Origin of the sequence: Leisingera sp., from assembly GCF_034669605.1 — a bacterium.
Classification (GTDB): Bacteria; Pseudomonadota; Alphaproteobacteria; order Rhodobacterales; family Rhodobacteraceae; genus Leisingera.
The window spans coordinates 1-23,558 of record NZ_JAXMOX010000059.1; the positions used below are offsets into that span (position 1 = coordinate 1).

The 23,558-nt window shown below is 61.2% G+C and carries 20 protein-coding genes; 12 read left to right on the forward strand and 8 right to left on the reverse strand.

Annotation, left to right across the window (positions count from 1 at the left end):
- Together VOI29_RS09490 and VOI29_RS09495 are read right to left on the reverse strand one after the other, a co-directional pair.
- The coding region (locus VOI29_RS09490; RefSeq protein WP_416361507.1) for a PQQ-dependent sugar dehydrogenase at positions 1 to 833 on the reverse strand (833 nt) is incomplete at its 3' end.
- 208 nt (positions 834 to 1,041) lie between these two features.
- Positions 1,042 to 2,910 carry an ABC transporter ATP-binding protein gene (locus VOI29_RS09495; protein ID WP_323778176.1) on the reverse strand — a complete coding sequence of 623 codons (1,869 nt, stop codon included), beginning with the start codon at positions 2,908 to 2,910 and terminating at the stop codon, positions 1,042 to 1,044.
- Positions 2,911 to 3,146: 236 nt separating this feature from the next.
- Between VOI29_RS09495 and VOI29_RS09500 the strand changes: the two genes are divergently transcribed.
- Positions 3,147 to 3,764: a hypothetical protein gene (locus VOI29_RS09500; protein WP_323768316.1), complete on the forward strand. Its 618-nt coding sequence runs from the start codon at positions 3,147 to 3,149 to the stop codon at positions 3,762 to 3,764.
- Here the strand turns inward: VOI29_RS09500 and VOI29_RS09505 are convergent.
- The 5 genes from VOI29_RS09505 to VOI29_RS09525 form a co-directional block, all read right to left on the reverse strand.
- A complete protein-coding gene (locus VOI29_RS09505) occupies positions 3,743 to 4,360 on the reverse strand; it encodes a YHYH protein (RefSeq protein ID WP_323768318.1) in 618 nt (205 codons plus the stop codon). The two genes, VOI29_RS09500 and VOI29_RS09505, sit on opposite strands and share 22 nt — an antisense overlap.
- A gap of 208 nt (positions 4,361 to 4,568) precedes the next feature.
- Positions 4,569 to 4,946 (reverse strand): transposase, encoded by a 378-nt coding sequence (locus tag VOI29_RS09510; RefSeq protein WP_416361509.1) that lies wholly within the window; start codon positions 4,944 to 4,946, stop codon positions 4,569 to 4,571.
- A 93-nt stretch (positions 4,947 to 5,039) separates the two neighbouring features.
- Positions 5,040 to 5,225, reverse strand: coding sequence for an antitoxin Xre/MbcA/ParS toxin-binding domain-containing protein (locus VOI29_RS09515; protein WP_323768320.1), 186 nt, complete (start codon positions 5,223 to 5,225; stop codon positions 5,040 to 5,042).
- A gap of 10 nt (positions 5,226 to 5,235) precedes the next feature.
- Entirely contained in the window at positions 5,236 to 5,469 is a 234-nt protein-coding gene (locus VOI29_RS09520) for a hypothetical protein (protein ID WP_323768322.1), read from the reverse strand.
- A 75-nt stretch (positions 5,470 to 5,544) separates the two neighbouring features.
- Positions 5,545 to 6,135 carry a hypothetical protein gene (locus VOI29_RS09525; protein WP_323778177.1) on the reverse strand — a complete coding sequence of 197 codons (591 nt, stop codon included), beginning with the start codon at positions 6,133 to 6,135 and terminating at the stop codon, positions 5,545 to 5,547.
- Between the two features lie 68 nt (positions 6,136 to 6,203).
- Between VOI29_RS09525 and VOI29_RS09530 the strand changes: the two genes are divergently transcribed.
- From VOI29_RS09530 to VOI29_RS09560, 7 genes are all read left to right on the forward strand, one after another.
- Positions 6,204 to 6,845, forward strand: a complete 642-nt coding sequence (locus tag VOI29_RS09530) for a hypothetical protein (protein ID WP_323778179.1) — start codon at positions 6,204 to 6,206, stop codon at positions 6,843 to 6,845.
- Between the two features lie 73 nt (positions 6,846 to 6,918).
- Positions 6,919 to 8,487 carry an IS21 family transposase gene (gene istA, locus VOI29_RS09535; protein ID WP_323778181.1) on the forward strand — a complete coding sequence of 523 codons (1,569 nt, stop codon included), beginning with the start codon at positions 6,919 to 6,921 and terminating at the stop codon, positions 8,485 to 8,487.
- Entirely contained in the window at positions 8,417 to 9,145 is a 729-nt protein-coding gene (istB, locus tag VOI29_RS09540; RefSeq protein WP_323778183.1) for an IS21-like element ISPkr1 family helper ATPase IstB, read from the forward strand. The genes istA and istB overlap by 71 nt, the downstream gene beginning before the upstream one ends.
- A 417-nt stretch (positions 9,146 to 9,562) precedes the next feature.
- Positions 9,563 to 11,317: a hypothetical protein gene (locus VOI29_RS09545; RefSeq protein ID WP_323764708.1), complete on the forward strand. Its 1,755-nt coding sequence runs from the start codon at positions 9,563 to 9,565 to the stop codon at positions 11,315 to 11,317.
- Positions 11,318 to 11,373: 56 nt separating this feature from the next.
- Positions 11,374 to 12,702 carry a hypothetical protein gene (locus VOI29_RS09550; RefSeq protein ID WP_323778185.1) on the forward strand — a complete coding sequence of 443 codons (1,329 nt, stop codon included), beginning with the start codon at positions 11,374 to 11,376 and terminating at the stop codon, positions 12,700 to 12,702.
- A gap of 382 nt (positions 12,703 to 13,084) precedes the next feature.
- Complete coding sequence (locus tag VOI29_RS09555) at positions 13,085 to 13,468, forward strand: hypothetical protein (protein ID WP_323764706.1); 384 nt, start codon at positions 13,085 to 13,087, stop codon at positions 13,466 to 13,468.
- A complete protein-coding gene (locus VOI29_RS09560) occupies positions 13,461 to 13,892 on the forward strand; it encodes a hypothetical protein (RefSeq protein WP_323764705.1) in 432 nt (143 codons plus the stop codon). The genes VOI29_RS09555 and VOI29_RS09560 overlap by 8 nt, the downstream gene beginning before the upstream one ends.
- On the opposite strand, the gene VOI29_RS09565 is transcribed toward VOI29_RS09560, so the two are convergent.
- Positions 13,882 to 14,313 (reverse strand): IS110 family transposase, encoded by a 432-nt coding sequence (locus tag VOI29_RS09565; protein ID WP_416361508.1) that lies wholly within the window; start codon positions 14,311 to 14,313, stop codon positions 13,882 to 13,884. The genes VOI29_RS09560 and VOI29_RS09565 overlap by 11 nt on opposite strands.
- Before the next feature lie 596 nt (positions 14,314 to 14,909).
- Here VOI29_RS09565 and VOI29_RS09570 point away from each other — a divergent pair.
- From VOI29_RS09570 to VOI29_RS09585, 4 genes are all read left to right on the forward strand, one after another.
- Positions 14,910 to 18,080, forward strand: coding sequence for an AAA domain-containing protein (locus VOI29_RS09570; RefSeq protein ID WP_323764704.1), 3,171 nt, complete (start codon positions 14,910 to 14,912; stop codon positions 18,078 to 18,080).
- Positions 18,052 to 20,025 (forward strand): hypothetical protein, encoded by a 1,974-nt coding sequence (locus VOI29_RS09575; RefSeq protein WP_323764703.1) that lies wholly within the window; start codon positions 18,052 to 18,054, stop codon positions 20,023 to 20,025. The genes VOI29_RS09570 and VOI29_RS09575 overlap by 29 nt, the downstream gene beginning before the upstream one ends.
- Complete coding sequence (locus VOI29_RS09580) at positions 20,015 to 22,264, forward strand: chromosome segregation ATPase-like protein (protein ID WP_323764702.1); 2,250 nt, start codon at positions 20,015 to 20,017, stop codon at positions 22,262 to 22,264. Before VOI29_RS09575 ends, VOI29_RS09580 begins: the two co-directional genes overlap by 11 nt.
- On the forward strand, positions 22,264 to 23,558 hold a 1,295-nt coding region (locus tag VOI29_RS09585), incomplete at its 3' end, for a DUF2357 domain-containing protein (protein ID WP_323778187.1). The genes VOI29_RS09580 and VOI29_RS09585, both read left to right, overlap by 1 nt.

Sequence of the window (23,558 nt, forward strand, 5' to 3'; positions counted from 1 at the left end):
GCCATGGCCGCCGTGCTCATGGGCATGCTGGTCCAGAGCACGCCGGTCTCGGGCTCCCAGGCCATGCCGACCGGGTTGCGCAGGCCGGAGGCAAAGACCCGCGCCGCCTCGGTCTCGACGTCCAGCTCCCAAATCGCGGCGCGGCCTTCTTCGGCCTCCATCCCCTGATCGGCGATATTGGTCAGCGAGCCGACGCCGGCGTAGATCCTGGTGCCATCGGGCGAGACGATCAGGCTGCGGGTCCAATGGCCATGCGGTTTGAAATCGACCAGCTTTTCGCCCGGCCCGCGCAGCGCGGTGGCACCCGGCTGATAGGTGAACCGCACGATGCCGTCGGTATTGCCAAGGTAGAACCGCTCGCCCACCAGCGCCATGCCGAAGGGCTGGTTCTGGTTCTCGACAAACACCTCGCGCTGCTCGGCCACGCCGTCGCCATCGGCATCGCGCCACAGGGTGACGCGGTTGGCGCTCTTGCCGATCGCCTTGACCCGGCGCATCGTCGCCTGAGCGGCGTGGTCCATCAGGGTTTTCGGCGGGCCGGCCTCTTCCTTGGATTCCGCCACCAGCACATCACCGTTGGGCAGCACCTCGATCCAGCGCGGATGGTCGAGCCCCGTGGCGAAGGCGTTGACCTTGAGCCCCGGCGCGCAGGTCGGCAGGTGGCCCTCGGCCCAGCCGGCGGCGACCGGCATCTTCAGGGTCATGATGCCCTGCGATTTCGCTTCGGGGATCTGCGGGCTCTGGCCCACCGCCTGATGCGACGGCGCGCCGATGCGGCGCAGCAGCGCCACGGCGCCCCCGACCACGGCGGTGGCTTTTGCGATAAGTTCCATGTCCGGCCTCCTGACAGGTGCCGAGGGGCTGCGCGCCCGCCGGCGATGTGCCGAGTGTTATAAGGTCGGCGGCGGATATGCAAAACGCCAGACCGGCCGTGGCCCGTCCCGCGGGGTGCAGGTCTGTGGCTTGGGGTCGAGCGGATCCCGCACCAGCTTGCAACTCCAATGCAGGGGTCCGCGAAGAAATCCCAAACGAAGCGTCTGGCTATTTTAGTCCAGCCTGGACAGAGCCGCCGATGAACCCTCCGGACTGGCGGTTCCATAGCGTGGCATAAAGCTTGCCCGCGGCCAGAAGCTCCCGATGGGTGCCGCTTTCCACGATACGTCCTTCGTCCAGCACGACGATCCGGTCCATCTCGGCAATCGTCGACAGCCGGTGCGCGATGGCGATCACCGTCTTGTCACCCATCACATGGGTCAGCGCGTCCTGGATCTCGGCCTCGACCGCGCTGTCGAGCGCGCTGGTCGCCTCGTCGAGGATCAGGATCGGCGCGTTCTTGAGCATCACCCGCGCCAGCGCGATCCGCTGGCGTTGACCGCCCGACAGTTTCACCCCGCGCTCGCCGACATGCGCGTCATAGCCGGTGCGGCCCCGGCCGTCCTTGAGATCGCAGATGAACTCATGCGCGCGGGCCTCGCGGGCGGCGGCTTCGATCTGCTCTTGCGACAGCCCCTCCTGCCCCAGCATCAGGTTGTCGCGCACCGAGCGGTTGAGCAGCGCGGCCTGCTGGCTGACCATGCCGATGGCGCGCCGCAGGCTCTCGGGATCGACCTTGCGGATGTCCTGCCCGTCAATCCGGATTTCGCCGGCCTCGGGCTCGTAGAACCGCAGGATCAGGTTGACCAGCGTCGACTTGCCGGCACCCGACGGCCCCACGAGCCCGACCTTCTCGCCCGGCGCGATGTGCAGGTCGACGCCCATCAACCCGCCGCGGCCCTTGCCATAGTGGTGCCGTGCGCCGGCGATGGTGATCTCGCCTGCCGTCACCTTCAGAGCCGGTGCCTCGCTGTCATGCGGGATGACCAGCGGCTGCGCGACGGTGTGCAGCGCCTCGCGGATCGAGCCGACCTGCTCGAATATTCGCCAGACCGCTTCGAGCAGCCATTCGGCCATGGTGGTGATGCGCAATGACAGCGCCACCGCGGCGCTGACAAGACCGATGCTGGCGCTGCCCTGGCTCCAGAGCCAGATGCCGTAGCCGACGATCCCCACCATGATGATGCCCTCGAGCCAGACCGTCACCGTGCGCAGGGCAAGCCCGATCTGACGCGCGCGAAACAGGGTCTCGCGGGTGTTCTCCAGCGCCGCCAGATGATCGGCCTCAAGGTCTGCGCGGCGGGCAAACAGGCTGACGGTGTCGAAGTTGGTGAAGGTATCGACAACCTTGCCCAGAAGCTCCGATTTGGCGGCGCTGAAGGCCTCCATCGCGTGCACCATGCGCGGCACGATCAGCGTCATCAGCCCGATGTAGAGCGCCATCCAGAGAAACAGCGGGATCGCCAGCCGGATGTCGGTGCCCGCCAAGAGCATCACCACGCCGATCACATAGACAAAGCCGAAGGCGACCGCGTTGATCGCCTGAAACATCGCATCGGAGGCGTAATTGCCCATCAGGACGAGCCGCGAGGCGATGCGTCCGGCCAGATCCTCCTGAAACCAGCCGACCGACTGCCGGGTCAGGTGGTCATGCGCCCGCCAGCGAAACAGGTTGGCGACATTGCACGAAAAGCCGATGTCGTTCACCGCATAGCGCGCGAATTGCGACAAGGGACGCAGCAGGACGATCGTCAGACCGGCAAGGATCAGGCTGAGGCTGTGCCGCTCCCAGATCTCGGCCGGCGGCGTACCGGCCAGCATGTCGATCAGCTGGCCGGCATAGCTGATCAGCCAGACCTCGACGCTTGCGGTCAGCACGGTGACAATCACGCTGAGCACGAGCACACGACGCAGCGGCGGCAGGTGCGATTTCAGATAGGGCCAGACCTCCTTGGCCGGCGCCGTGCCCGCGCCAAGAACGTAGGGATCGGACAGGTTGAGCGCGCGCCGCGTCAGCCACTCGTACAAATTGACCATGGTGCCTCAATATCCCAGGAGCGTCGCCCCGGACCATAAGAATGCGGCACGCGCGGGGTGAGGGCAACGCGACGATGCCGCCTTGCACAACTTTACCGATCCATCTGTGCCGGATCGTCGCCCCGGCAGGCAGATATCCGCCGATCACGAAATGTTGCCGCATGTGCAATGCGCCCCGGCGGTACCGTCGACTTTTAACGGGTGCGTTATTGACCCTGTTCACAAGGAGTAACCAAATGAAATTTACACGAATTTTGGCCACGGCTGTGACGCTTTCGGTGGCTGCGGCCGCGTCAGCACAAGACGAGTCCATGAGCTTCTTCATTACCAGCGTGAACCCCGGCAATGGTGCCGACCTCGGCGGGATCGACGGCGCTGACGCCCACTGCAGCGCATTGGCCGAAGCCGCCGGTGTGACCGGCAAGACCTGGGCCGCGTATCTGTCGACCAGCACCGAGAATGCCCGTGACCGGATCGGCAGCGGTCCATGGATGAATGCCAATGGCGAGCAGGTCGCCGCGGGCGTCGACGATCTGCATTCCGAGGCGAACAACCTGTCCAAGACCGTGTCGCTCGATGAAACAGGGGCGGTGGTCAACGGTCGTGGCGACGATCCGAACCGCCATGACATTCTGACTGGCTCGGACGATCAAGGTGTCCTGTCCGGCGATGCCTGCATGGATTGGACAAGTGCCTCGGCTGACGGCTCGGCGATGGTGGGTCACCACGACCGGACCGGCGGCGGCGACAGCCCGACATCGTGGAATGCCGCACATGGATCGCGCGGCTGTGGGCTGGAGGACTTGCGCGGCACCGGCGGCGACGGGCTGTTCTATTGCTTTGCCACAGACTGATATGACTGTCGGGAGTGCGCGTCCATACGCACTCCCGTTCTCAATCCCGGTATGGCCCCCAGCGCGACCGGATACCTGCCCCGGCGTGACCGACGTCGCTTCTGGAACGACGGGTCCGGTGTGCCGTTAAAGCAGGCCATCACATGCGGATAGCTTTCGGTGACGACATAGCCATAGACGCCGTCCTGCATCATCCCGATGCACTGGTCGAAGTCGCCTGAGCCTTCGACATAGGCCCAGTCATCGATGAAGGTGCCGTCGTAGGTGCCGCCCGGGCCGCCATCGCGTTGGCCGGATTTCAGCTGGTAGCTCGACCTTGCCGGCCGCACCGCGCCACCCTCCGCGATAAAGCTGCCGAAAATCGGAAACCCGTCCGCATCGGAACCGATCACCGAAGACGGCTCGGTCGCGCCTGATTGGCGGAACAACGCCATCGGATTGCCGTGATAATGATAGGTGCCATCCGGTTGCGTATGGGCGTTGTGCTCGTCGGCGCCGAATTTGCCCGGCGATCCGAGCGGATCATACCTGTAAGACGTGTCCATGTCAGTGCAGCCGATGTTGCCGGCGCCGGCGCCGAAACACCCGGCCGCCATCACCCCGTGTAGGGGTGCGCATATTTTTTCGATCCCTCGACTACAGATTAAGGACTTACGGCGCAATCATGCGGATAATTCTTCGCTAACTGTGCGCACATTTTTTCGCTCCATACACTCGCCGTGCTCGGAGTTTCCAAAGTCTAACGATTGTTGCTCGATAGCAAGAAGCATGGCTGACGCTGTCTTTCGCTCGCACAGGAGAAGCTCAAGTGATCGACTGAAAAATGAACACCCGCGGAAAACATAGCTTGTGCACCGAACAGCCATCTACGCCCTGAAACCCCTGCTTCGCCAGCCGGCGCCAGGCCGAAAGCTGGTTTGGCAAGATTCCATGCCGCGCTGTCACCCCATTCACTGTCGCGCCCGGCTCAAGCGTATCCGCCACTGCCCGGGCCTTGGCTTTAACCGGCCAGCGCCGGTGACCCGACGCGTAGTTCTCCGCGCCCAGCGATTTGAGAAGCGAATTTATAGCGCACATTGCGGGACGCACTTCCTCTTGTGAAATGTGAAAGATCTCGCAGCACGGGAGAGGCGCTACAAGGTTGGGGCGCAGACGCCGGTTACGACATTGCGCTTGATGCATCGATTTCACTCACCAGGACCTCTAAGGGCAATAGACTGACCCGGAGTGGTGAATTGAAATTTTGCAAACGCGCAAATTGTAGGTTCTGTAGCTTCAACTGTAGCCGCCGACAGCAATGCGGTCGATGTAAGCCCTCACCGCATCCGCACGCCCTTGCCGCATAAGGTCGGCGGGGGTTAGATTGCCGAACGATGGCAGTGGCTGCTCTTCAAACCAGACGACGGCCTCAGCGTGGGACGCTGTCCAGGACCTGACCAGCGCGATGAGTTGTTCAGCCATGTCGTGCTCTTCACTTGGCATTTGAGGGCTCCGCGATGAGGCGCCGCACTCGTTCAGGGTTTTCCTGCCGCCTTCGGCCGCTGGCCCGGTCCTGCCAAATCGCATAGACGAACGCGGCGCTGCCAGAGCCAGCCACAGAAACGCACAGAATGATCTCGAGGGTGCTCATGATGCTGAGCATAGCACGGTTTGGACACTTGTGGCGACGCAGCTTCGTCAGATAATCGAGATTGCGGCGATCCATTTCCCGTTGTCATGAGAAAACCTCCGTCCGAGCAGTTTCCAGCTCCCACTCTGGGAATTTCCTGCGTGCATCTAATCAGTCATCCTCATCGTAGCTATCTGTCATCCTTCGGATATCGTTGTCCCGCTCGTAGGACCGTGACATTTGATGGACAACTTCGTCCCTGTGCGCCACCAGATAGTCGAGAAACCCGGCTCGTCGTTCCTCGGACAGGGTCAACTCGATACGATCGCCGAAGCGCTTGATGAAGCCAACCGGACGCGAGATCCCGGGGCTATAAATTTCTCGGACGACAGTGGGCTTCTCACCTTTCCCGGCATCTGTGCGCGTGTCGGCAAGCCGATCGAAACCGGCAGTGACATTAGCCACCGAGTGCTGCGGCTCAAGTGGGGCGGCATCGCTCCGCGAGTCATGTGTCGCCTCACGCTCGCGGCGCGGCACCCACCCATCGGAGCCGAAAAGATCCTGAACGCGCCAGATAGTCCTGATTATCATTTGCTGCCATAGCGGTCGCCCTCGAAACACTTGTAAATCCGGCCGGGCCGCCCTTAGGCGATCCCTGAAGCTTTCGGCGGAACTGGAAACTTCATTTCCCTCAATGCGATCCGTTTCAGCGCGCAGTCGGGCGACCTCCTGAACCAGTTGTTCTCGGGTCATTTGGTCCACGGGAGTGCGCACCATTTTGGCTACCCTTCTTTCTGGCCGATACCAAGCGCGGCGGTTACCACCGCGGATTGGGCGACGAGATGCCCCCGCCACGCTTTTCCTTCCTGAAAAGCTCCTACCGTCTCTACGCCGAGTTGTCCGAGACGACGGATCATATATCTCGAGGTCGTGCCCAGCTGCTTCGCGAGTTCATTAAGCGGCAAATAAGTCGTCTGAAATCGCAGCAGGTTTTCCAACCGGATCATTCGGCCGGTGCGGCCCGCATGTGCATAGACCTCATGAGCAAGCAGTCCCTGATCACACCAAGCTGCGATGCACTGATCCTTCCAACCCGTGAGTTGCGCTACCTGCTGGACCGTCAGACCTGGACCACGCCGGACCTCGGTCAAGATCGCACAGACTTCAGCTTGGCAGAACCGATATGCCGCGAGTTGACCTTTCGTGCTGCCCGAAACTGGACGCAGCCGCCCATCGATGATCCGTCGGAACACCTCGGTAAGCCCGGCCCGGTCAGTGGTATAACGGAGGTTGAGTTCGGTGAAGCCTACTGTGTCATCTTTTGGTGCCACAGCGTGAGCCGCGATGCCGTCGACAAGCGCTCGCATGGCATCGAGATCATGAGCACCGTTGACGAGCGGGGGCGGTGCGCCATGAATGCAGCTTGCCAAGCCTGTGAACCGGCGTGCAATTTTGACCCCGTAGAGGGGTGATCGGCGTCCAAAAATGACCCCCTTACACTGATGTGGATGATGCCCCCGAGATCATCGGGGAGCACAGTGTGGGATGTTGGTCGTGGAGACGATAGCGAAGATCCGGCGGGCGTATTTTCAGGACAAGAAGTCGATCAAGCAGATCTGCCGGGAGCTGCGAGTATCGCGGAACACGGTGCGCAAGGTGATCCGGTCCGGTGCGACGGAGCTCACCTATGAGCGGACCATTCAGCCATTGCCGAAGATCGGGCCTTGGAAAGACATGCTCGACGAGATGCTGGCGGTGAATGCGCGGAAGCCCAAGCGCGAGCGACTGACCCGCATTCGGATCTTCGAAGAGCTCCGGGCCCGAGGTTATGATGGCGGCTACGATGCCGTCCGGCGATACGCCGCCTCTTGGTCGAAGGATGAAGAGGTGGCATCTGCCGCAGCCTATGTGCCGCTGAGCTTCGATCCTGGGGAAGCCTACCAGTTCGACTGGAGCCATGAGATTGTAGTGATCGATGGCGCGACGACCACGGTGAAGGTGGCGCACGTCCGCCTCTGCCACAGCCGGATGCTCTTCGTTCGGGCCTACCCGCGTGAGACGCAGGAGATGGTATTTGACGCCCACGACAAGGCGTTCGCCTTCTTCGGCGGCGCCTGCGCGCGAGGCATCTACGACAACATGAAGACGGCGGTGGACACGATCTTCGTCGGCCGCGACCGCGCCTACAATCGGCGCTTCCAGCAGATGTGCGGGCATTATCTCGTCGATCCTGTTGCCTGCACCCCGGCATCCGGCTGGGAGAAGGGACAGGTCGAGAACCAGGTCGGCGTTGTCCGACGGCGGTTCTTCGTGCCTCGACCGAAGTTCAAGAGCTACGCCGAACTCAACGCCTGGCTCGAGGATCGCTGTGTTGCCTGGGCCAAGGCCAACCCGCACCAGGAGCTTCGGGATCGAACGAACTGGGAGGTATTCCAGGACGAGCGCGCGAGTCTTGTCCCCTACGTCGGTCCGTTCGACGGCTTCCATGCCGTGCCAGCCTCGATCTCGAAGACCTGTCTCGTCCGGTTCGACAAGAACCGCTACTCCGTGGACGGCCGGGCCGTTGGCCGACCTGTCGAGATCCGTGCCTATGCCGAGCGGGTCGAGTTCTGGCAGGACGGCAAGATCGTGGGGCATCACGCCCGAGCCTTCGGGCGCGACAAGGCCATCTACGACCCGTTGCACTACATTCCGGTTCTGGCTCGCAAGCCCGGCGCCCTCCGGAATGGCGCCCCCTTCAAGGACTGGGACCTGCCGCCGGCGATCAGGCGCGTGCAGCGCAAGCTTGGCAAGGTGCCGAACGGCGACCGGCAGATGGTCCAGATCCTCAGCATGATCCCGATCGATGGGCTGGATGCGGTGGATGCTGCCTGTGCCGAGGCCCTGAGCGAGGGGGTCCCCGCGGCCTCGGTCGTCATCAACATCCTGGCCCGGCATCGGGAGCCGCCACCGCCGCTGACCATCGATACGCCGGCCGCGTTGCGACTGACCTGCGAACCCGTGGCCGACTGCAAACGCTACGACAGCCTCAGGAGACCCAACCATGGAAAGATCACAGGTGCTGAACGCGATGAGCCAGCTGAAGCTCTACGGCATGAAGGCCGCCTACGATGAGATCATCACCACGGCGGTGAAGCGCCAGCACGAGCCGCAACAGATCGTCGGCGACCTGCTGAATGCCGAGATCAGCGAGAAGCAGGCGCGCTCGATCAAATACCAGATGACGATCGCCAAGCTGCCGCTGGCGAAAGAGGTCGACGAGTTCAGCTTTGAAGAAACGCCGGTTAACGAGACGCTGGTGCGCGATCTGGCCGCCGGGGAGTTCCTCGAACAGCAACGCAATGTCGTCCTCATCGGCGGCACCGGGACTGGCAAATCCCACCTTGCCGTCAGCATCGCCCGGGCCTGCATCCGGCGCGGCAAGCGGGGGCGCTTCTTCAATGTCGTAGACTTGGTAAACAAGCTCGATGCCGAAGCCCGTGCCGACCGACAGGGGCGCACCGCAGACCTGCTGTGCCGCCTCGACTTCTTGATCCTCGACGAACTCGGCTATCTTCCCTTCGCTCAGTCCGGCGGCCAGCTGCTGTTCCATCTCATCAGCCGCCTCTACGAGCGCACCTCTATCATCGTGACAACCAATCTCGACTTCGGGGAATGGCCTTCGGTCTTTGGCGACGCGAAGATGACCACTGCGCTGCTCGACCGGCTGACCCATCACTGTGACATCGTCGAAACCGGCAACGAGAGCTGGCGCTTCAAAACCCGTGAATGACCGTGAACCCGCTGGCCCGATACGGCTGCGCTGTGTGAGGGCTACACCGCATCGGGCCAGCTACCCGAGCGATCCAGGGGGTCATTTTTGAATGCCGATAGGGGGTCAAGATTGCCTGCCGATTGACATTTCTGAAACCACCCCTCGGGGTCCACCTCCTTTTCGCACCCGGAAAGGAGGTTTTCTTTTGTCTGTCAGCGGGGTGCAGCCTTGCCCGAAACCCCATCAGCATACCGCGAAAATGACACCTGGGCAGGACGTTGGTCGAACAACGGACAGATGACAGCTGGAGCGGACAAAATGACAAACACCCCTGAACTTTCGGATCAGGCAAGCGAAAGAGTATTTGTCATTTTCGGCTTCGGTTTCTTGCAGAACGGCCAATCTGTCATTTAGCGGACAACAAAACGAGGCCCCATGACCCTTCTCAAACCTATTGCTCCGATGACGTTCCAGCAGGTCCTGGACTGGACCATCGCTGAACACAAAACTGATTACGTTACTCCGGTGAAACGGTGTGGCCCACTCCATGCGAACCAATCTCTGTCGCAAATCCCGGCAGACCTTTCCGACTTCAAGCGCCGCTTTCCGCTCGACGGGTTCGATCCTAAACAGTTCAAGACCGAGAAGGCTTACAAGGCCTGGCGTCGCAAGGTGATCGCCGCGATCAAGGGCTGTTCGGGACAACTGATGGAAGAGCAGGCGCGCCGTGCAAGGCAGGACGAATGGTCGTCCCTTCTCATCGCTCTGGGTGAGCTGGTCGGCAAGCCCGGTGAGGGCGGTTATCCGACCCAGATGCTGATCCCGGTTCGCAAACTCGCAGATCTGGCACGGCAACATGGGAAGGACCCGAAGCAGGTCTCGCAGGACTGGCTCGGGGAACTCCGGCCGAATTTGAACGGGAACGAATGGAAATCGGTCCAGTCCGCTCTGCGGCGCCTGGACCGAATCCGAGACTTGCCATCGATCAAGCCGTTTCTGCCGGTCACTCCGTTTGGCAAACCGGTCGCCCTGCGTCTGAACATGCTTCCCGGCGTTCCGGCACATATCGCAAAGGAAATCGTCTCTTGGGTTTCCGTCGCGACCCGCGGCGAAATGGACCCTGTGGAGGGGACCTACGAAGGGGCGAACTCGGCAGACGACATCTCGTTTAAGACCGCCGCTTTGCGGAAATTTGTCAGCACCCTGTCGGAATGCACGCGGATCACCGAGCAGGACCGCTTGACGGACCTGCTTACCCCGGAAAACACCACGCTGGTGATCCGCCGCTGGACTGCGAATACGCAGGATCCGGGCCAGATCTCGGGCCGAACCGCTCATGACTACATCAAGGCCATCGGGACCGTGATGAGGCGGAACGACGTGTCGCCGGACCAGATCAAGCAGCACGTGAAGAACAACAGGTTCCTGAACGAGGGGAAGAAGCAGAACAAGGGAATGTCGCCCAAGGCGCAGAAATTCTGCGAAACCCTGCTCGGATCAAAAAGCCTGAGCCTGGCATTCCTGTCGATGCACGTTCAGCTTCGCAACAAGGCCCAGGGGGCAATCGACGAATGCACGAAAAACGGACGCGCGCTTACCCAGAGCGAACTTGAGGCAGTGCGCTCCATTGGCTCCGTTGCGGCCCTCTGTGCACTCGAAACGCGCGGGGCCCCGATCAGGATCGAGAACGCCCTGAACCTCAGGATCCGGGGAAAGGGCATCACCTTCCACCTGCCAAGCCGGATGACGGATCATGCCACAATTGATCTCCCGATGGAGCTTACCAAGAACGACAATGAGATCTGGGCGCCGATCAAGCGTGGCAACCTGAACGGTCTCGAAGTCATCGAGTGGTTCAAGAGCACGATCCACCCGCTGTATCCCGACGCCGACACGAGCCCGTTCCTGTTTCCGGGCATCGAGACGGGGGGCAGCTTGAATTACAGGACCTTCCTCAACTGGTTCAAGCGCGAGACCCGGCTCGAGGGCCTGCCAATGACCCCGCACAACTTCCGTCATGGATTGGCCTCGCTGCTTATCCAGGCCAATCCAGGCAGATGGGACCTCATCGAGCGGTTGCTGGACGACTCGGTGGGAACGGCCCGGCGCAACTATGGCTGGGTAAACAAACGCACGCAGCGCTCTGAGGTGCAGAAATACGTGCTCGATCTGACGGGGCTCGGGGCATGAAGAAACCTGACCGCCGAACTGTCGAAGACATCATGAAACACCCGCGGTGGGATCCCATGGTCGCGACGCTGTACCCCGAGCGGGTGACGGCACCGCAGATGCGGATCCTGGACAAGTTCCTTGAGTTTGTCGAAGGCCGAAAACTCGCCTCGATCTGGGACCTCACGATGTCCGATTTTCTTTCTTTTGACGAAGGCTACCAGTCAGCCAACCGCCTGCGAAACCTCAAGCAAGCGATGGAGGCGGTGTTCCCGGGGCAGCCCGCGATCCTTGTTCTGACTGATGCCATCCGTCAGAAGGAAGCCGGGGCGAGACCGCAAAAGGTGGGGGTGGCGAAGCCGCGCCCCCTCAAGCACTCGATCCCGGACCACGAGTTGCCCACCTCCTGGCAGGAAGCACTGGCGGACATGGTGGCTGGCATTGATCGACCAGGCGCCATGGCGCCTTCGCCCAAGATGATCCCGACCTACCGGATGAAGCTGCGCCAATTGGCCTGTTCGGCCAGAAAGGCCGCACTGCCCGAGGCGTTCACGATTGAGGCCGTGAAAGCCTATGCCCGCGACATGCGAAAACGTGACCTGGCGGCCGCGACGCAGCTCGCCGCCTTCTCGGCGTTGTTGAAATGCGGCCACTACGTTGATGCTGATCGCGCAGTTATGGTTCTTCTGGCGGAGCTCATCCGGGCAAGTGAAGCAAAGACCCGCAGAGCCCCTAAGCAGAAATATGGCAAGCTTCAGAAAACCGGATACTCCCCTGCCGCGATCATCGACCGCGCCACTGGGATCCTGGAAGAGTCAAAGGGGTTCAAGTGCCCGAGGTCCCGCCAGGCGCGCAGGAACTGTTCGGCAGCCTTGGCGCTGTTTTCAGTGCTGCCGGTTCGTCTGGCCGATACCCGGATCAAATTCGGAGAGAATTTGATTTGGCGTGACGGCTCCTATGAGCTGCACCTCGAGCTTTCCAAGGATGGCCAAATCTACGACGCAAAGATCGATCCACGCCTGAACCTCTTTCTGGATGCTCTGATCCTGCGTGATTGTGACCCGGTTTGGCTGGAATACATGCGCGCGAATTGCCTCGATACCGCACGACCTCTCTTCATGAGGAACGATGGCGAAGAGGTGGCTTACAATTACGTCTCCGATTGCTGGCGTCAGATCTTCGGCACCGGTGAGCATATCGCGCGGACCATCCTGCACACTTTTCTCGGAGTTGAACTGGGAGCAGCCGGCACGGACATGGCCCTTTCTGCAAACGGCCAGACGTCGCCAGAGACCGCCGCTGCGTATCAGGATGAGATGGTGAAAAAGGCTCAACGGATGCAGGGGCAAGCTTCTCTGATGGACATTGTGGACGATGCGGGAAGGGCGCTGTTCGACTTCGTATGACGGGGCCCGGAGACGTTCATTTCTGCACGTCCCTCGGTCTGAGGACGCGCAGAAAAGAACGCTCCGCATACGCCAAGAGCGAAGAATTTGAGAGAATGTAAGCCGATTGAACCAGCGGAAGCGCTGCTGCCGCGATCGCGTATTCCCTATGAAATTGCTTGGGGTGCTCAGACCTGCAAAACGGAAATATCAAATCAAATCAGTCACCTGAGGCCCGACTTACCTTCCTGCTGCCTGCCTTCGTGGAAGCAGCAGGAAGGCAAGCAGCCCTCACATACATCAACCCGAAGCGGAGACGCCTCGCCGAACGTAACCGGAAAGGAGCGGAGGTCACTCTTGTAGCCTGCGGCAATCCTGCCGAGGCATAGAATGGAGAACAGCCATGTTCGATATTCCCCAGCCAGCCACCGCGCTGCACCGCTTTGCGGAAGATCATCACGAAGCCATCCAGAACGCAGCCCTGCTGCTCGGAGGGCGGCCGTGGCTTCGTCGGGCGCAACGGTGGCTCGCCGATCTCGAGCAGCCGCAACCCGTCACTCGGCGCCTCATCGGTGAAACGGTTGCCCTGCTATCGCTTCTGGCCCTCGAGAACGTCCACGATCAGGATCGCCCAGAGGCAGGTTGCTTTGCAAGCCTCGATCCGGCGGCGCCCTATGTGGAAGAAATCTGTCTGCTCCACGATGCGCTCTCCGATGCAATCCGGAAGATGGATGCGCAAGAGCCATCGCCCTTCTCAACAGGGATGAAGGAGCAGATCGATGACTAATGACAGCAAACGGTCGAACCCCTTCACACGCGCCATCTACGAGGCCCTCCTTGCCGCTGAATCCGTGGCTCTCGCCATTTCCGAAGCCGAGACCGAATTCGGCGGTGAACTGAGCGACGACCCCCTGCAACAGGTTGAGGAATTGCGCCAAGGCGACCTGACCCCTGAAAGCTTCACGAAGGAGAAAATCAATATCCTTCGTGATCTGGCCGCGAGGCTCGACCCCAGGATCAATGAGGAAACGACCTCCTGGGTCGTTCTCGACGAATGTGACCTGTCCGGCGGATACCGTGAAACATCGACATCTCCCCAAGGGCAGGCGTTGATCATGCTCAGATCCTCGTTCCTCAATCTCGCGAAGCGGCTATCGGATGTCGTGAAGCTGCAGGAGGCTGAGCGGCTGGCCGGAACCCTTAGGGAATAGTTGTTCGGGGCCGAGGAATGTCTCTTCGGCCCCAACGCTCGCCGGCTGACGCAGACGACGTGCGGGCCTGTGTCTCGGCACTCTTGACCGCCACGAACCGCATGGTCGGACGCATGGCTGGCTCCGCGATGGCTTGAGCATCCGCGCGGTCGTTCTTCTGGCGCTCAACGAATATCTTAACGTAGGCTGCCGGGACGAGCTGGACCTCATGGCCGTGGTCTTGCGCCACGCGGACCCAGTAAAGCGATGTGGCGCAGGTTTCCACCGCCACGACGCAAGCCGAGTGCTCGGCCAGAAGCGCTGTCAGACGAGCCCGCGACAAAACCCGATCGTATGAAGCCGTCCCATCCGCTGCGACTGCGCAGACCTGCAAGTGGCCCTTCGCCAAATCGAACGCGCGCATGTAGATTGTCGTCGTCATTGCTGTGCCCTGCACTTGCTTCCGATGGGAAACATCATGTCATACGAGATGCCGCTGGTGGGGGCATCCACCGCTTCAGTTCACGGTAACGCGAAGCGTTTTCGGATCGGTGGATGCAGTTAAGGGGAAAGGGCAAGCCGCACATGCGTCCCGGCTGTGTAAAGCGCTCAAGATGATTTCGAAGGCGCACAAAGGGGCTTTACGTTTGCGAGACTGACGCAGAGCGCGCGCTGGGAGCGGTGGTGCCGCCACATCTCTCAAAAGGACATTGCTCGTTTATTGTAAGTCGAACCGTAGAGGGCGCAGGCAGTCACCCTGCGCTGCACATCAATCTCCAAATTCCAAATTTCCGGTTGTGCACCGCTGCCTAAAGAGTATCTTTCGGCTTGAAGAAAGCGTCGGAGCGCTGCCTTTAGGTATAAAGGCTCGGATGATACGCATAACTGCGCCTGGTGAAAGATGGTTCTCATTCGGCAACGATAATCCGCTGCGTGCAAAGCTGAGTGGCATTGAAACTACTATATAGGGACACTGCTCAGCGCGTTTAAAGGTTGGAGTAGGCGCGCAGGTCCGCGCCAGATTTCAGGTATTTCTTGATGTCATTGGTTCTGAATACAGTGCGCGCCTTTCCGCGAGGTCGAACCACGGAGGAATTGCTCGTCCTTGTCGGTGCAAGCTTCTCACATGACAAACGGCTGGCTGCGGTGTCCGAGCTCGATCAGCTCATGCGAGATGGTCTGGTCGAGAAGGCGCGGGATGGTCGTTGGCGCGCCAAACAGGCGGGTTTAACCAATGGGGCGCGTAGTTCGGTCGCCGTCCACGCTCAGGATATAGCGAGGCAGGCAGATATCATTCACGCCGCGCCAGCCACTTTTGACATGGAAGAGGTCGCAAGAGAGCAGCCCGAAACCGAAGTCAGCGAAGATACTGCAGCGGATCCAGCAGCGCTTCTTCGATACTGGCGCTCAGCGTTGCGGGCCGATCCACGAGGCGCCACAACCCAGGTTCTCGACAAGCATGGCATCGAATGGGCACTCATAGCCGGGCGGGGGCCGGTCAAGCCGGATGACGGCCAGAGGTTGCGGATTTCTCTCGCGCTTTCGGCGCTTGATCCGAGCTTTCAGGAAGCGCTCGTGCGTCGGGAGGGCAATGAGAACGCGCTTGCCGTTGGTTGGCCGATGGCGGTCGGCCGGCGGGGAGGCGTGCCGATCTTTCAACCTGTTGGAATGCTGTCCGCCAGCTGGATCCGCGAGGGCGAGTGCTTGGTGTTGTCGGTCGATGCAAACGACGTATTGATCAACCCGGATTGGGTCAAGAATGCTGCCCGCCTTAGCGGGTGGAAACGGGACGATCTGGCGGATCTCTTTCACGCTGGTGATGGCATCGGATTACGCGCTTCCGATTTCCTGGACAGGGTCAGGACCGCCGTGGCAAGCCAGGTCCGCGGTCGGATCATAGGCGAAGACCTTGTCTCTCAGATCGACGGCTCTGCGCAGGGCATCTACGACAGCGCCGCGATTTTCCTGCCGACGGACTCCTCGTTCACGGCGGGGGCTGCGCGTGATCTCGACTCAATCGCCAGCTGGCCACGCGAACGCATGTCCCGCTCTGCCTTGGGGGGCGTGCTTGGGATCGAGGGTTCGGCCAACTTGGACCCGGTCCCGGCGGTGGACGCAGTGCCCCTGAACCGGGAGCAACTGCGCGCTGTTCAAGGTGCGTGCGAGGCACCTTTGACGGTCGTGACTGGGCCGCCGGGCACCGGCAAGAGCCAGGCAATCGTCTCCATGGCAGCTTCTGTCCTTTCCGCCGGCGGCAGTGTTCTGGTCGCGTCAAAGAACCATCAGGCTCTGGATGCAGTTGAGGATCGACTGGGATCTCTCGCGTCTGACGTGCCGTTTTCGGTTCGCACGCTGAACCCGAATGACGAGATTGATACCAGCTTCTCGGACGCACTGAAGCAATTGATCGACAACGAGAACAGGGCAAAAACCGGTGCTGTCGACGAGCTTGCGGTGTCGGAGTTGGTCGATCTCGCCTCTCAGCGGCGACACGCGGTTGATGCGATTGATCGGATCGCCGAGCTGGAGTGCGAGATCGCTGACGTCCTGGAGCGTATCGAACTCCGTGAAGCACGGGGGCGGGTTGAAAGTTCATCAGAGGCGACTGCTGTCGTCTCGCCAGGCCTCCTTCGACGGCTAATGCAGTGGCTGCGATCAGCTCTCTCCGGGCTGAACAACGAGACGCCCACTTCACTCCAGAACGCCGAGCGACGTGGCATGAGCCTCCGCGACTTGCGCGTTTTGCTGTCCGATTTGCGTGTCTCAAAAGAAGAGCTCGGCACACCAGACGATCCCATCGAGCTTGGAGAGAGGGTTCGGGACTTGGCTGTCCGGCTGCTTCCGCGGCTCCTGTCGGTCCGCGCGCATTTGTCGGAAGACAGAAGACGCGAGCTGGCTGAGCTCTCGGACGATTGGCAGTTCATTGGCGGCAAGGGGCAGCCGCCGGCAGACCTGGCGAAGGCGTTGGTATCTTACCGACCGCTATGGCTCGCGTCGATCCTGGGAACGCCGCGACGCATTCCTCTTGATGACGGTCTGTTCGATCTGGTGATCTTCGACGAGGCGAGCCAGTGCGACATCGCCACAGCGATCCCTCTCTTTGCCCGTGCGAAACGCGCCGTCGTCGTAGGAGATGATCGCCAATTATCTTTCATCGCACAATTGGGGCAGGCTCAGGATCGCAACCTCATGCAGGCACAGGGGCTCCCTGTAGCAAAGATGGGGCGTTTTGCGCAAAGCAGGAGATCTCTGTTCGATTTCGCATCCCGCACACCTGGCGCCCAGAGGATCACCCTGCGGCATCAGTATCGATCAGCTGGTCCAATTGTCGATTACATCAGCGAAAATTTCTATGGAGGCCAACTGCAGGCGTCCTACGACCCGCGAGGACTCGTCGTCCCAAAGGGTGCCAAACCGGGCCTCGCCTGGGAGAATGTTCCTGCGCCCTTAATCGCTCAGGCAGGCAACATCAATCCGGCCGAGGTTGCGGCAATCGTGAAACACATCGGAAAACTTCTGAAAGATGAAGGCTATGAGGGCACTATCGGCGTGATCACTCCCTTCCGGGCCCAAGTCGCGGCACTGGAAGACGGGATCTGCCAAGCAATCGAGGAGCCGAAGCGAATTGCGTGTGAACTGAAGATCGGAACGGTTGACGGTTTTCAAGGTCAAGAACGTGATCTGGTGATGTTTTCTCCCTGCGTCGGGCCGCGCAGTCCACAGTCCGGCCTGACCTTCTTTCAAAGGGACACGCGCCGTCTCAACGTCGCGATCTCCCGTGCCAGAGCCATTGCGATGGTGTTCGGAGACCTGGAGTTCGCCCGTTCCAGTCAGTCCAGGCCCTTACGCCGGCTGGCCGCCATGGCGACTGAGCCCCGCAAGGGTGGCGGCGAAGGCGTGTTCGACAGCGGATGGGAGCGCAAGGTTTACCACGCCCTGAAGACGCGCGGGCTTGAACCGCAACCACAATTCGAGATTGCGGGGCGGAGATTGGATTTTGCGTTGTTCGGCGCGAACGGCGTGAAGCTCGATCTCGAGGTCGACGGGCGCAAATGGCACGAAAGCCAGGATGGACGGCGCAAGACGTCAGACCTCTGGCGGGATCATCAATTGAAGTCGCTCGGCTGGCGCGTGCGCCGCTTCTGGGTCGACGAATTGGCAAAGGACATGGAGGGATGCCTTGACCGAGTCGAACAAGACTTATCGTAAGTCGAGCCGAAACACCGCGATTGCGGCAGTGCTGGGCGTGGTGGCGATCTGCGCAAGCGGCTATCTGGTGTTTGCCGTTAACTCGCTTGATCAGAAATACGGACGCATCGCCGAAGACTTCGAGCATTACAACGGTCAGCTGCAGACGACGCGTGCCAACGTCGCCACGATGCGCGAGGATCTCACCTCGCTCTCGGACCAGAAAGCCAACCTGACGCAGGAAGTGGCCCTGGCCGAATCCAGCAGGCGCAGTGCCGCTCAACAGGAAGCTGATGCACAGGCGCGACTGGCCGCGGCTCGGGACGAGCTTGCTGATGTGCAGGCACGTCTTGCCGAGGCGCGTCAAACCATTTCCCAAGCTGACCGCCTGACCCGCAACAACGAGGACGCGGAATCGCGGAGGGTTGCACTGGAAGCCGAGGCCGTGAGTCTTCGGTCCGGAATCGAGGAGCTGCGCGCGGCGCGGAGTGAGGAGGAGGTGCGACATGCAGAGGTTTCAGATGCGGTTTCTCGTCTTGAACGTAGACGCGCCGACCTTCAAGGAGACGTGGACGCGCTGGCGCCGCAGGTAGAAGACCTGCGGGCCCAGGAGCGCCGTGTCGCGCAGCTGCAGAACGACGAGTCCCGTCTACTTGAGCGTGTTGAGCAACTGGGAAAGGACGAAAATGATGCCCGCGGGCAACTCGCCTCTTTGACCGCAAGCGAGGAGGCTGCACGGCAGCGTCTGGAGGAAGTCAACGAAAGCCTCGCCGAAGCAAGCACGCGACTTGAGGAAGCTCAGGAGGATCTGGAAACGCTGGTAGCGCGGAAGTCCGAGGTCGAGGGTGAAATCAAGGGCGCGACGATCAGGTCCGAGGAGCTGCGCAACCGCGCTCAGATCGCCGAGACCGAGCTTCAGCGGTCCCAGGCACAGCTGGAAACTGTCAGTCAGCAGCTCGAACAGGTGCAGAAGGATTTCGCGGAACGACAGAGCCAACTGAACACTCTACAGCTCCAGATCACCACGGCCGAGCGCGAGGTCGAGAATCTCGAAGCGAAACGCGCTGAGGTCAATCGGCTGCAGGCTGACACGGACCGACTTGCGGCGCGTCACTCCGAGCTTTCAACCGCACTGCCGGACATGGAAACCCGAGCTGAAGAGCTTCGGGCAAGCCTCACGACTGCGCGGAGCGATGCAGACACCGAGTTGTCCCGGGTTCATGAACTGCGCGGACGCGCGGCGAGCCTCCAAACCGATATCGAGCGTCTTGAAACTCGGCGCATCGCGCTGGGTGAAACAGTTGAGACGGCGCAGGCACAAACGAACGCGGCCAAGGAAGCATTGAGCACGCTACGCGTCGAGCAGGCCTCCGTGACCGCAGATGTAAACGAGAAAACAGAACGGCTTGCGCGACTGAGCGACACCATCGCCGCACGCCAATCAGAGCTCGCAAACCTCGAAGATCAGTGGGAAGCGGCAACGCACGGTGTTGAGAAAGCCCGGGCCCAACTGGAAGCAATTGAAGAGACGCTCCGCAGCCGCAGCACGGAGCAGGAGCAAGTCGACGCAGGTCTCACCGAGAAGAGGGAACAGCTGTCGCAACTGGACGGTGACATCTCGGTTCGAAAGCAAGAGTTTGAGCGTCTTGGGAACGAGCTGCGCAAGAACACGCAGGATCTGAACGGATTGCGATCACAGGCCCAGGACGTTGAGGCCAGGCTCCGTGTCGACCGAGCGGAGCAGGCAGCGGTCGCTGACGAGCTGGCCCAACAGACTGGCCAGCTTAATCAGCTGCGTGAGGACATTTCCGTTCATGAAGCCGAACTTAGAGCCATTGAGAATAACTTACGTGAGGCGCGTCTCCAAGTGGGCGATGCCCCTGCAGACCCTGCCGTTAGCAACGGCGAAGATGATGCGGAACCGCAGACCGGTGATGAGCGAGGAAGACTGACAAATGCTGACTGACAACACGATACTCGTTCTCGCCGTCGCCGGCGTGCTGATGTTGCTCGCGGCGATCCAGCTGTTTCTGGCTGTTCGGCACGACCGCGCCGTGGCGGCAGCCGGCCCAATCGAGGAGCTGGCTGTCTACGACAAGCGCTTGGAAGAGAAGCAGCGTTTGATGGACGATCTTGAAGACGAACTTGCCAAACGTCGTGAGGCCATGGCGGTCTCCGCCGACCTTCAGGCCGAAGTCGATGGCCTGCGACGTCAGAAAGAGGAGCTTCTGACCGAATGGGAGGGCAATCGCGAGCGCCGCGAAGAAGTTGCAGCGGTGCGCCGCGAGATCGAGGAGGTGACGATCGAGCGCCAGACACTCGAGGCCGAACTGGGGCCGCTACGGGCAGAGTATCACAAGATCAAGGAGCGGCTCGAAAAGGCCGAAGATCTCGTCGGCCGCATCGACGCCCTGAAGCGCGAGCACGGAGAGATCGCTGCCGAGGTCGAAGAGCTGCACGACACGCTGCAAAAGCTCGAGGACGCCGAGGACAAGGTTTCCCGGCTCGAGGCTCGGAGCCACGAGCTCGAAACGACGACTGCAACGCTCGAGGGTCGGATCGCCGGGCAGGAGCAGGAGCTGGGCGAAGTTCGGGCGCGGGTCGCCACGGAACGCGAGGCCTTGGCCGAGACGCAGACCGAACATGGCCGTCTGGGCGCCGAGTTGGCAGCACAAACACAAGAATTGCGTCGGCAGAAAGGCGAAATTGAAGGCTTGGAGGAGCGTCGAGGCGCGCTGGAAGCCCGGCGGAGCGACCTCGAAGCCTCTGTCAAGACGCTTGAGGATCGGGTCGACACGGCTGAACAGGAGCTCAGCGAAACCAAAGCACAGGTTGCAACAGAACTTCAAAGCCTGGCCGACGCCCAAGCCGAACATGGCCGCGTCGGAAGCGAGGTGGCTGCTCAAGCACAGGAAGTCCGCCGACTGCGGGGCGAGCTGGAAACTCTTCAGGAAAACCGCGGATCGCTCGAGGCGCGGCTCGCCTATCTGAGTGCGGAGATCGCCAGGAAGGAAGGTCACGCTCCAGACGGAGGCACCGAGACAGGTCCGCTACGCGAACTCAAGGAGACGCCGCCGGTCATTGCGCAGATGCGAAATTGGGAGAATGCACCGCGCGAGAATGAAGCGGACGCCATCAAACGTGTAGAGCGGCGTCTGCGGGCATCGGGACTGGACTATCCGGCGCGCACGCTTCGCGCCTTCCACACGGCGATGAAGGTCAACGAAACGACGCAGATGGCCGTGCTGGCCGGGATCTCGGGCACCGGCAAAAGCCAGCTTCCGCGTCAATATGCTGCCGGCATGGGCATCGGCTTCCTTCAGGTTCCGGTTCAGCCGCGCTGGGACAGCCCCCAAGACCTTATGGGCTTTTACAACTATATCGAGGGCAAGTTCCGTCCCACCGACATGGCGCGGGCGCTTTGGGCCCTGGACGAAATCCATAACACGGATAACGCGCTCGAAGACCGCATGATGATGGTTCTGCTCGACGAGATGAACCTCGCCCGGGTTGAATATTACTTCTCGGATTTCCTCAGCCGCCTGGAAAGCCGCCCGCGGCCAGACAAGGTGGGCGACGACAACCTGCGCAAAGATGCCGAAATCGAGCTCGAAATTCCCAAGATGCAGAACCCGCCGCGGATTTTCCCGGGCTACAACCTGCTCTTCGCCGGCACGATGAACGAGGACGAAAGCACACAATCCCTGTCGGACAAGGTCGTGGACCGGGCAAACATCCTCCGGTTCTCGGCTCCAAAAAAGATCAAGAACGGTCGCGCGGAAGGAACTCTGGAAGACACGATGGCGCTGTCTCGCGAAACTTGGTCCAAATGGGTGCGCCCGATCGCGGACGTCGACGGCGACGCGCAGTTGAACAAGCGTCTCGAGCAGATGGTAGACCTGATGCGCGAGTTCAAGCGTCCCTTTGGGCATCGCCTCGGCCGCGCCATCATGGCCTATGCTGCGAACTATCCCGAAATCGAAGGGGGCAGGGGGATTGACGATGCCCTTGCTGACCAGGTCGAGATGCGTCTCCTGCCTAAGCTGCGCGGCGTCGAGGTCGATATGGTCGGACCGCAGTTCTCGAAACTCATGGCCTTTGTAGAACGCGACCTGGGTGACGAAGCGCTGGCCCAAGCCATAGAAGAGTGCGTGTCGCAATCCGAAGACACCGGTCAATTCGTCTGGAGTGGAGTCACGCGTTGATGCGTTATCTAACGCGTCCCTGGTCGTCCCATGGGCTTCAGAATGGTGCGACTTTCGGACCGGAGGACTGCCTGTTTGGAGAGCGCGAGGGTGAGGGGTCGCTGGGGCAGGAGGCTGCCACGCTGCTCTCGGCCCAAGTGCGCGGGCAGCGCCGGCGTCTCGTCCTATTTCCTTATCCGAAGCGTGAGGCGGCGCTGTCGCCGGCGCGGCAGGGTTTCCCCGTTCGGCCGAGAAAGGGACATGAGCCGGCGACAGAAGCCGAAATAGAAGGCGCACGCGCGCTGCAGCACATGAATGAAGTGTTGGCGCGCATCCAGGAACTGGAAGAAGCACTTGAAGACCCGAGCAATACCTGGGGGCGCCTGCGTGAAGCCTGGCGCCGTGCCGAGGACGAGGAAGACCCGAAAATGGCCGAGATCGTGCGCCAGTCCCGGCACATGCTGCCGGTGCTGCGCGACCTCGAAAAGCGCATTCGAAGAGTGTTGCGTCGCCGCCGGGAACTGACGCCGCTCGACCGGGTGCAGGAAATGGACCGGGCTTCGATGGTCTGGCTGAGCCGGCAGCCAGGAACCTCGATTGCCGAGCGCGCGGGATCCTCGCAGCGCATTCTCGCGACGGTCCGACGTGAAAACTTCGATACGCTCGAGAACCGCGTGCTGCACGCCTATGCGAGGCTGGCCGCGGACGTCGCCCGCGAATGGCTGCGGGAGCATGATCGTGCGAAGGCCAGCACGCGCTTTGCTCAGGTCGAAGGATTTCGGAAATCCTGTAAGAGCCTTGCGCGCAGGTTGGCGGACCTCGGTGTGTCTGTGGCAGGGGCTGACGTCACGCCGAACTATGTTCTGATGCAAGACAAGAGTTATCGTGAGGTCTACGAGTGTTGGCAGCGTCTTTTGCTGCGGCAACGCACCGAGGACGACCTCTGGGCCTGGCAGGCACAAACCTGGACGGATTTCGCGGTGCTGGCGATCATTCTTGCCATCGATGAACTGGAAGAAGCCGAGTTGATCGCCCAGTCACCGATCTCCTGGAATGCCGAAGCTGAGCTCGGGCGATGGTTCGAACAGGATCGCCCGATCGCTGTGTTCTGGCTGCGCGAGACAGGACGTATCGTCGAGGTTCAGTCTCGACCGGAACTCCCCGGCACGCAGCTGAGCCTGGCACGCGCACATGTTGCGCTGCGCGTCTCCGACCCAACTCGCGACGAACTGCCAAGACGTGTGGCTGTCTGGACGCCCCATACCCTCCGACGCCTTGAGCTCGAACCCGAGGCCAACGAAGCCGCGATGCTGTT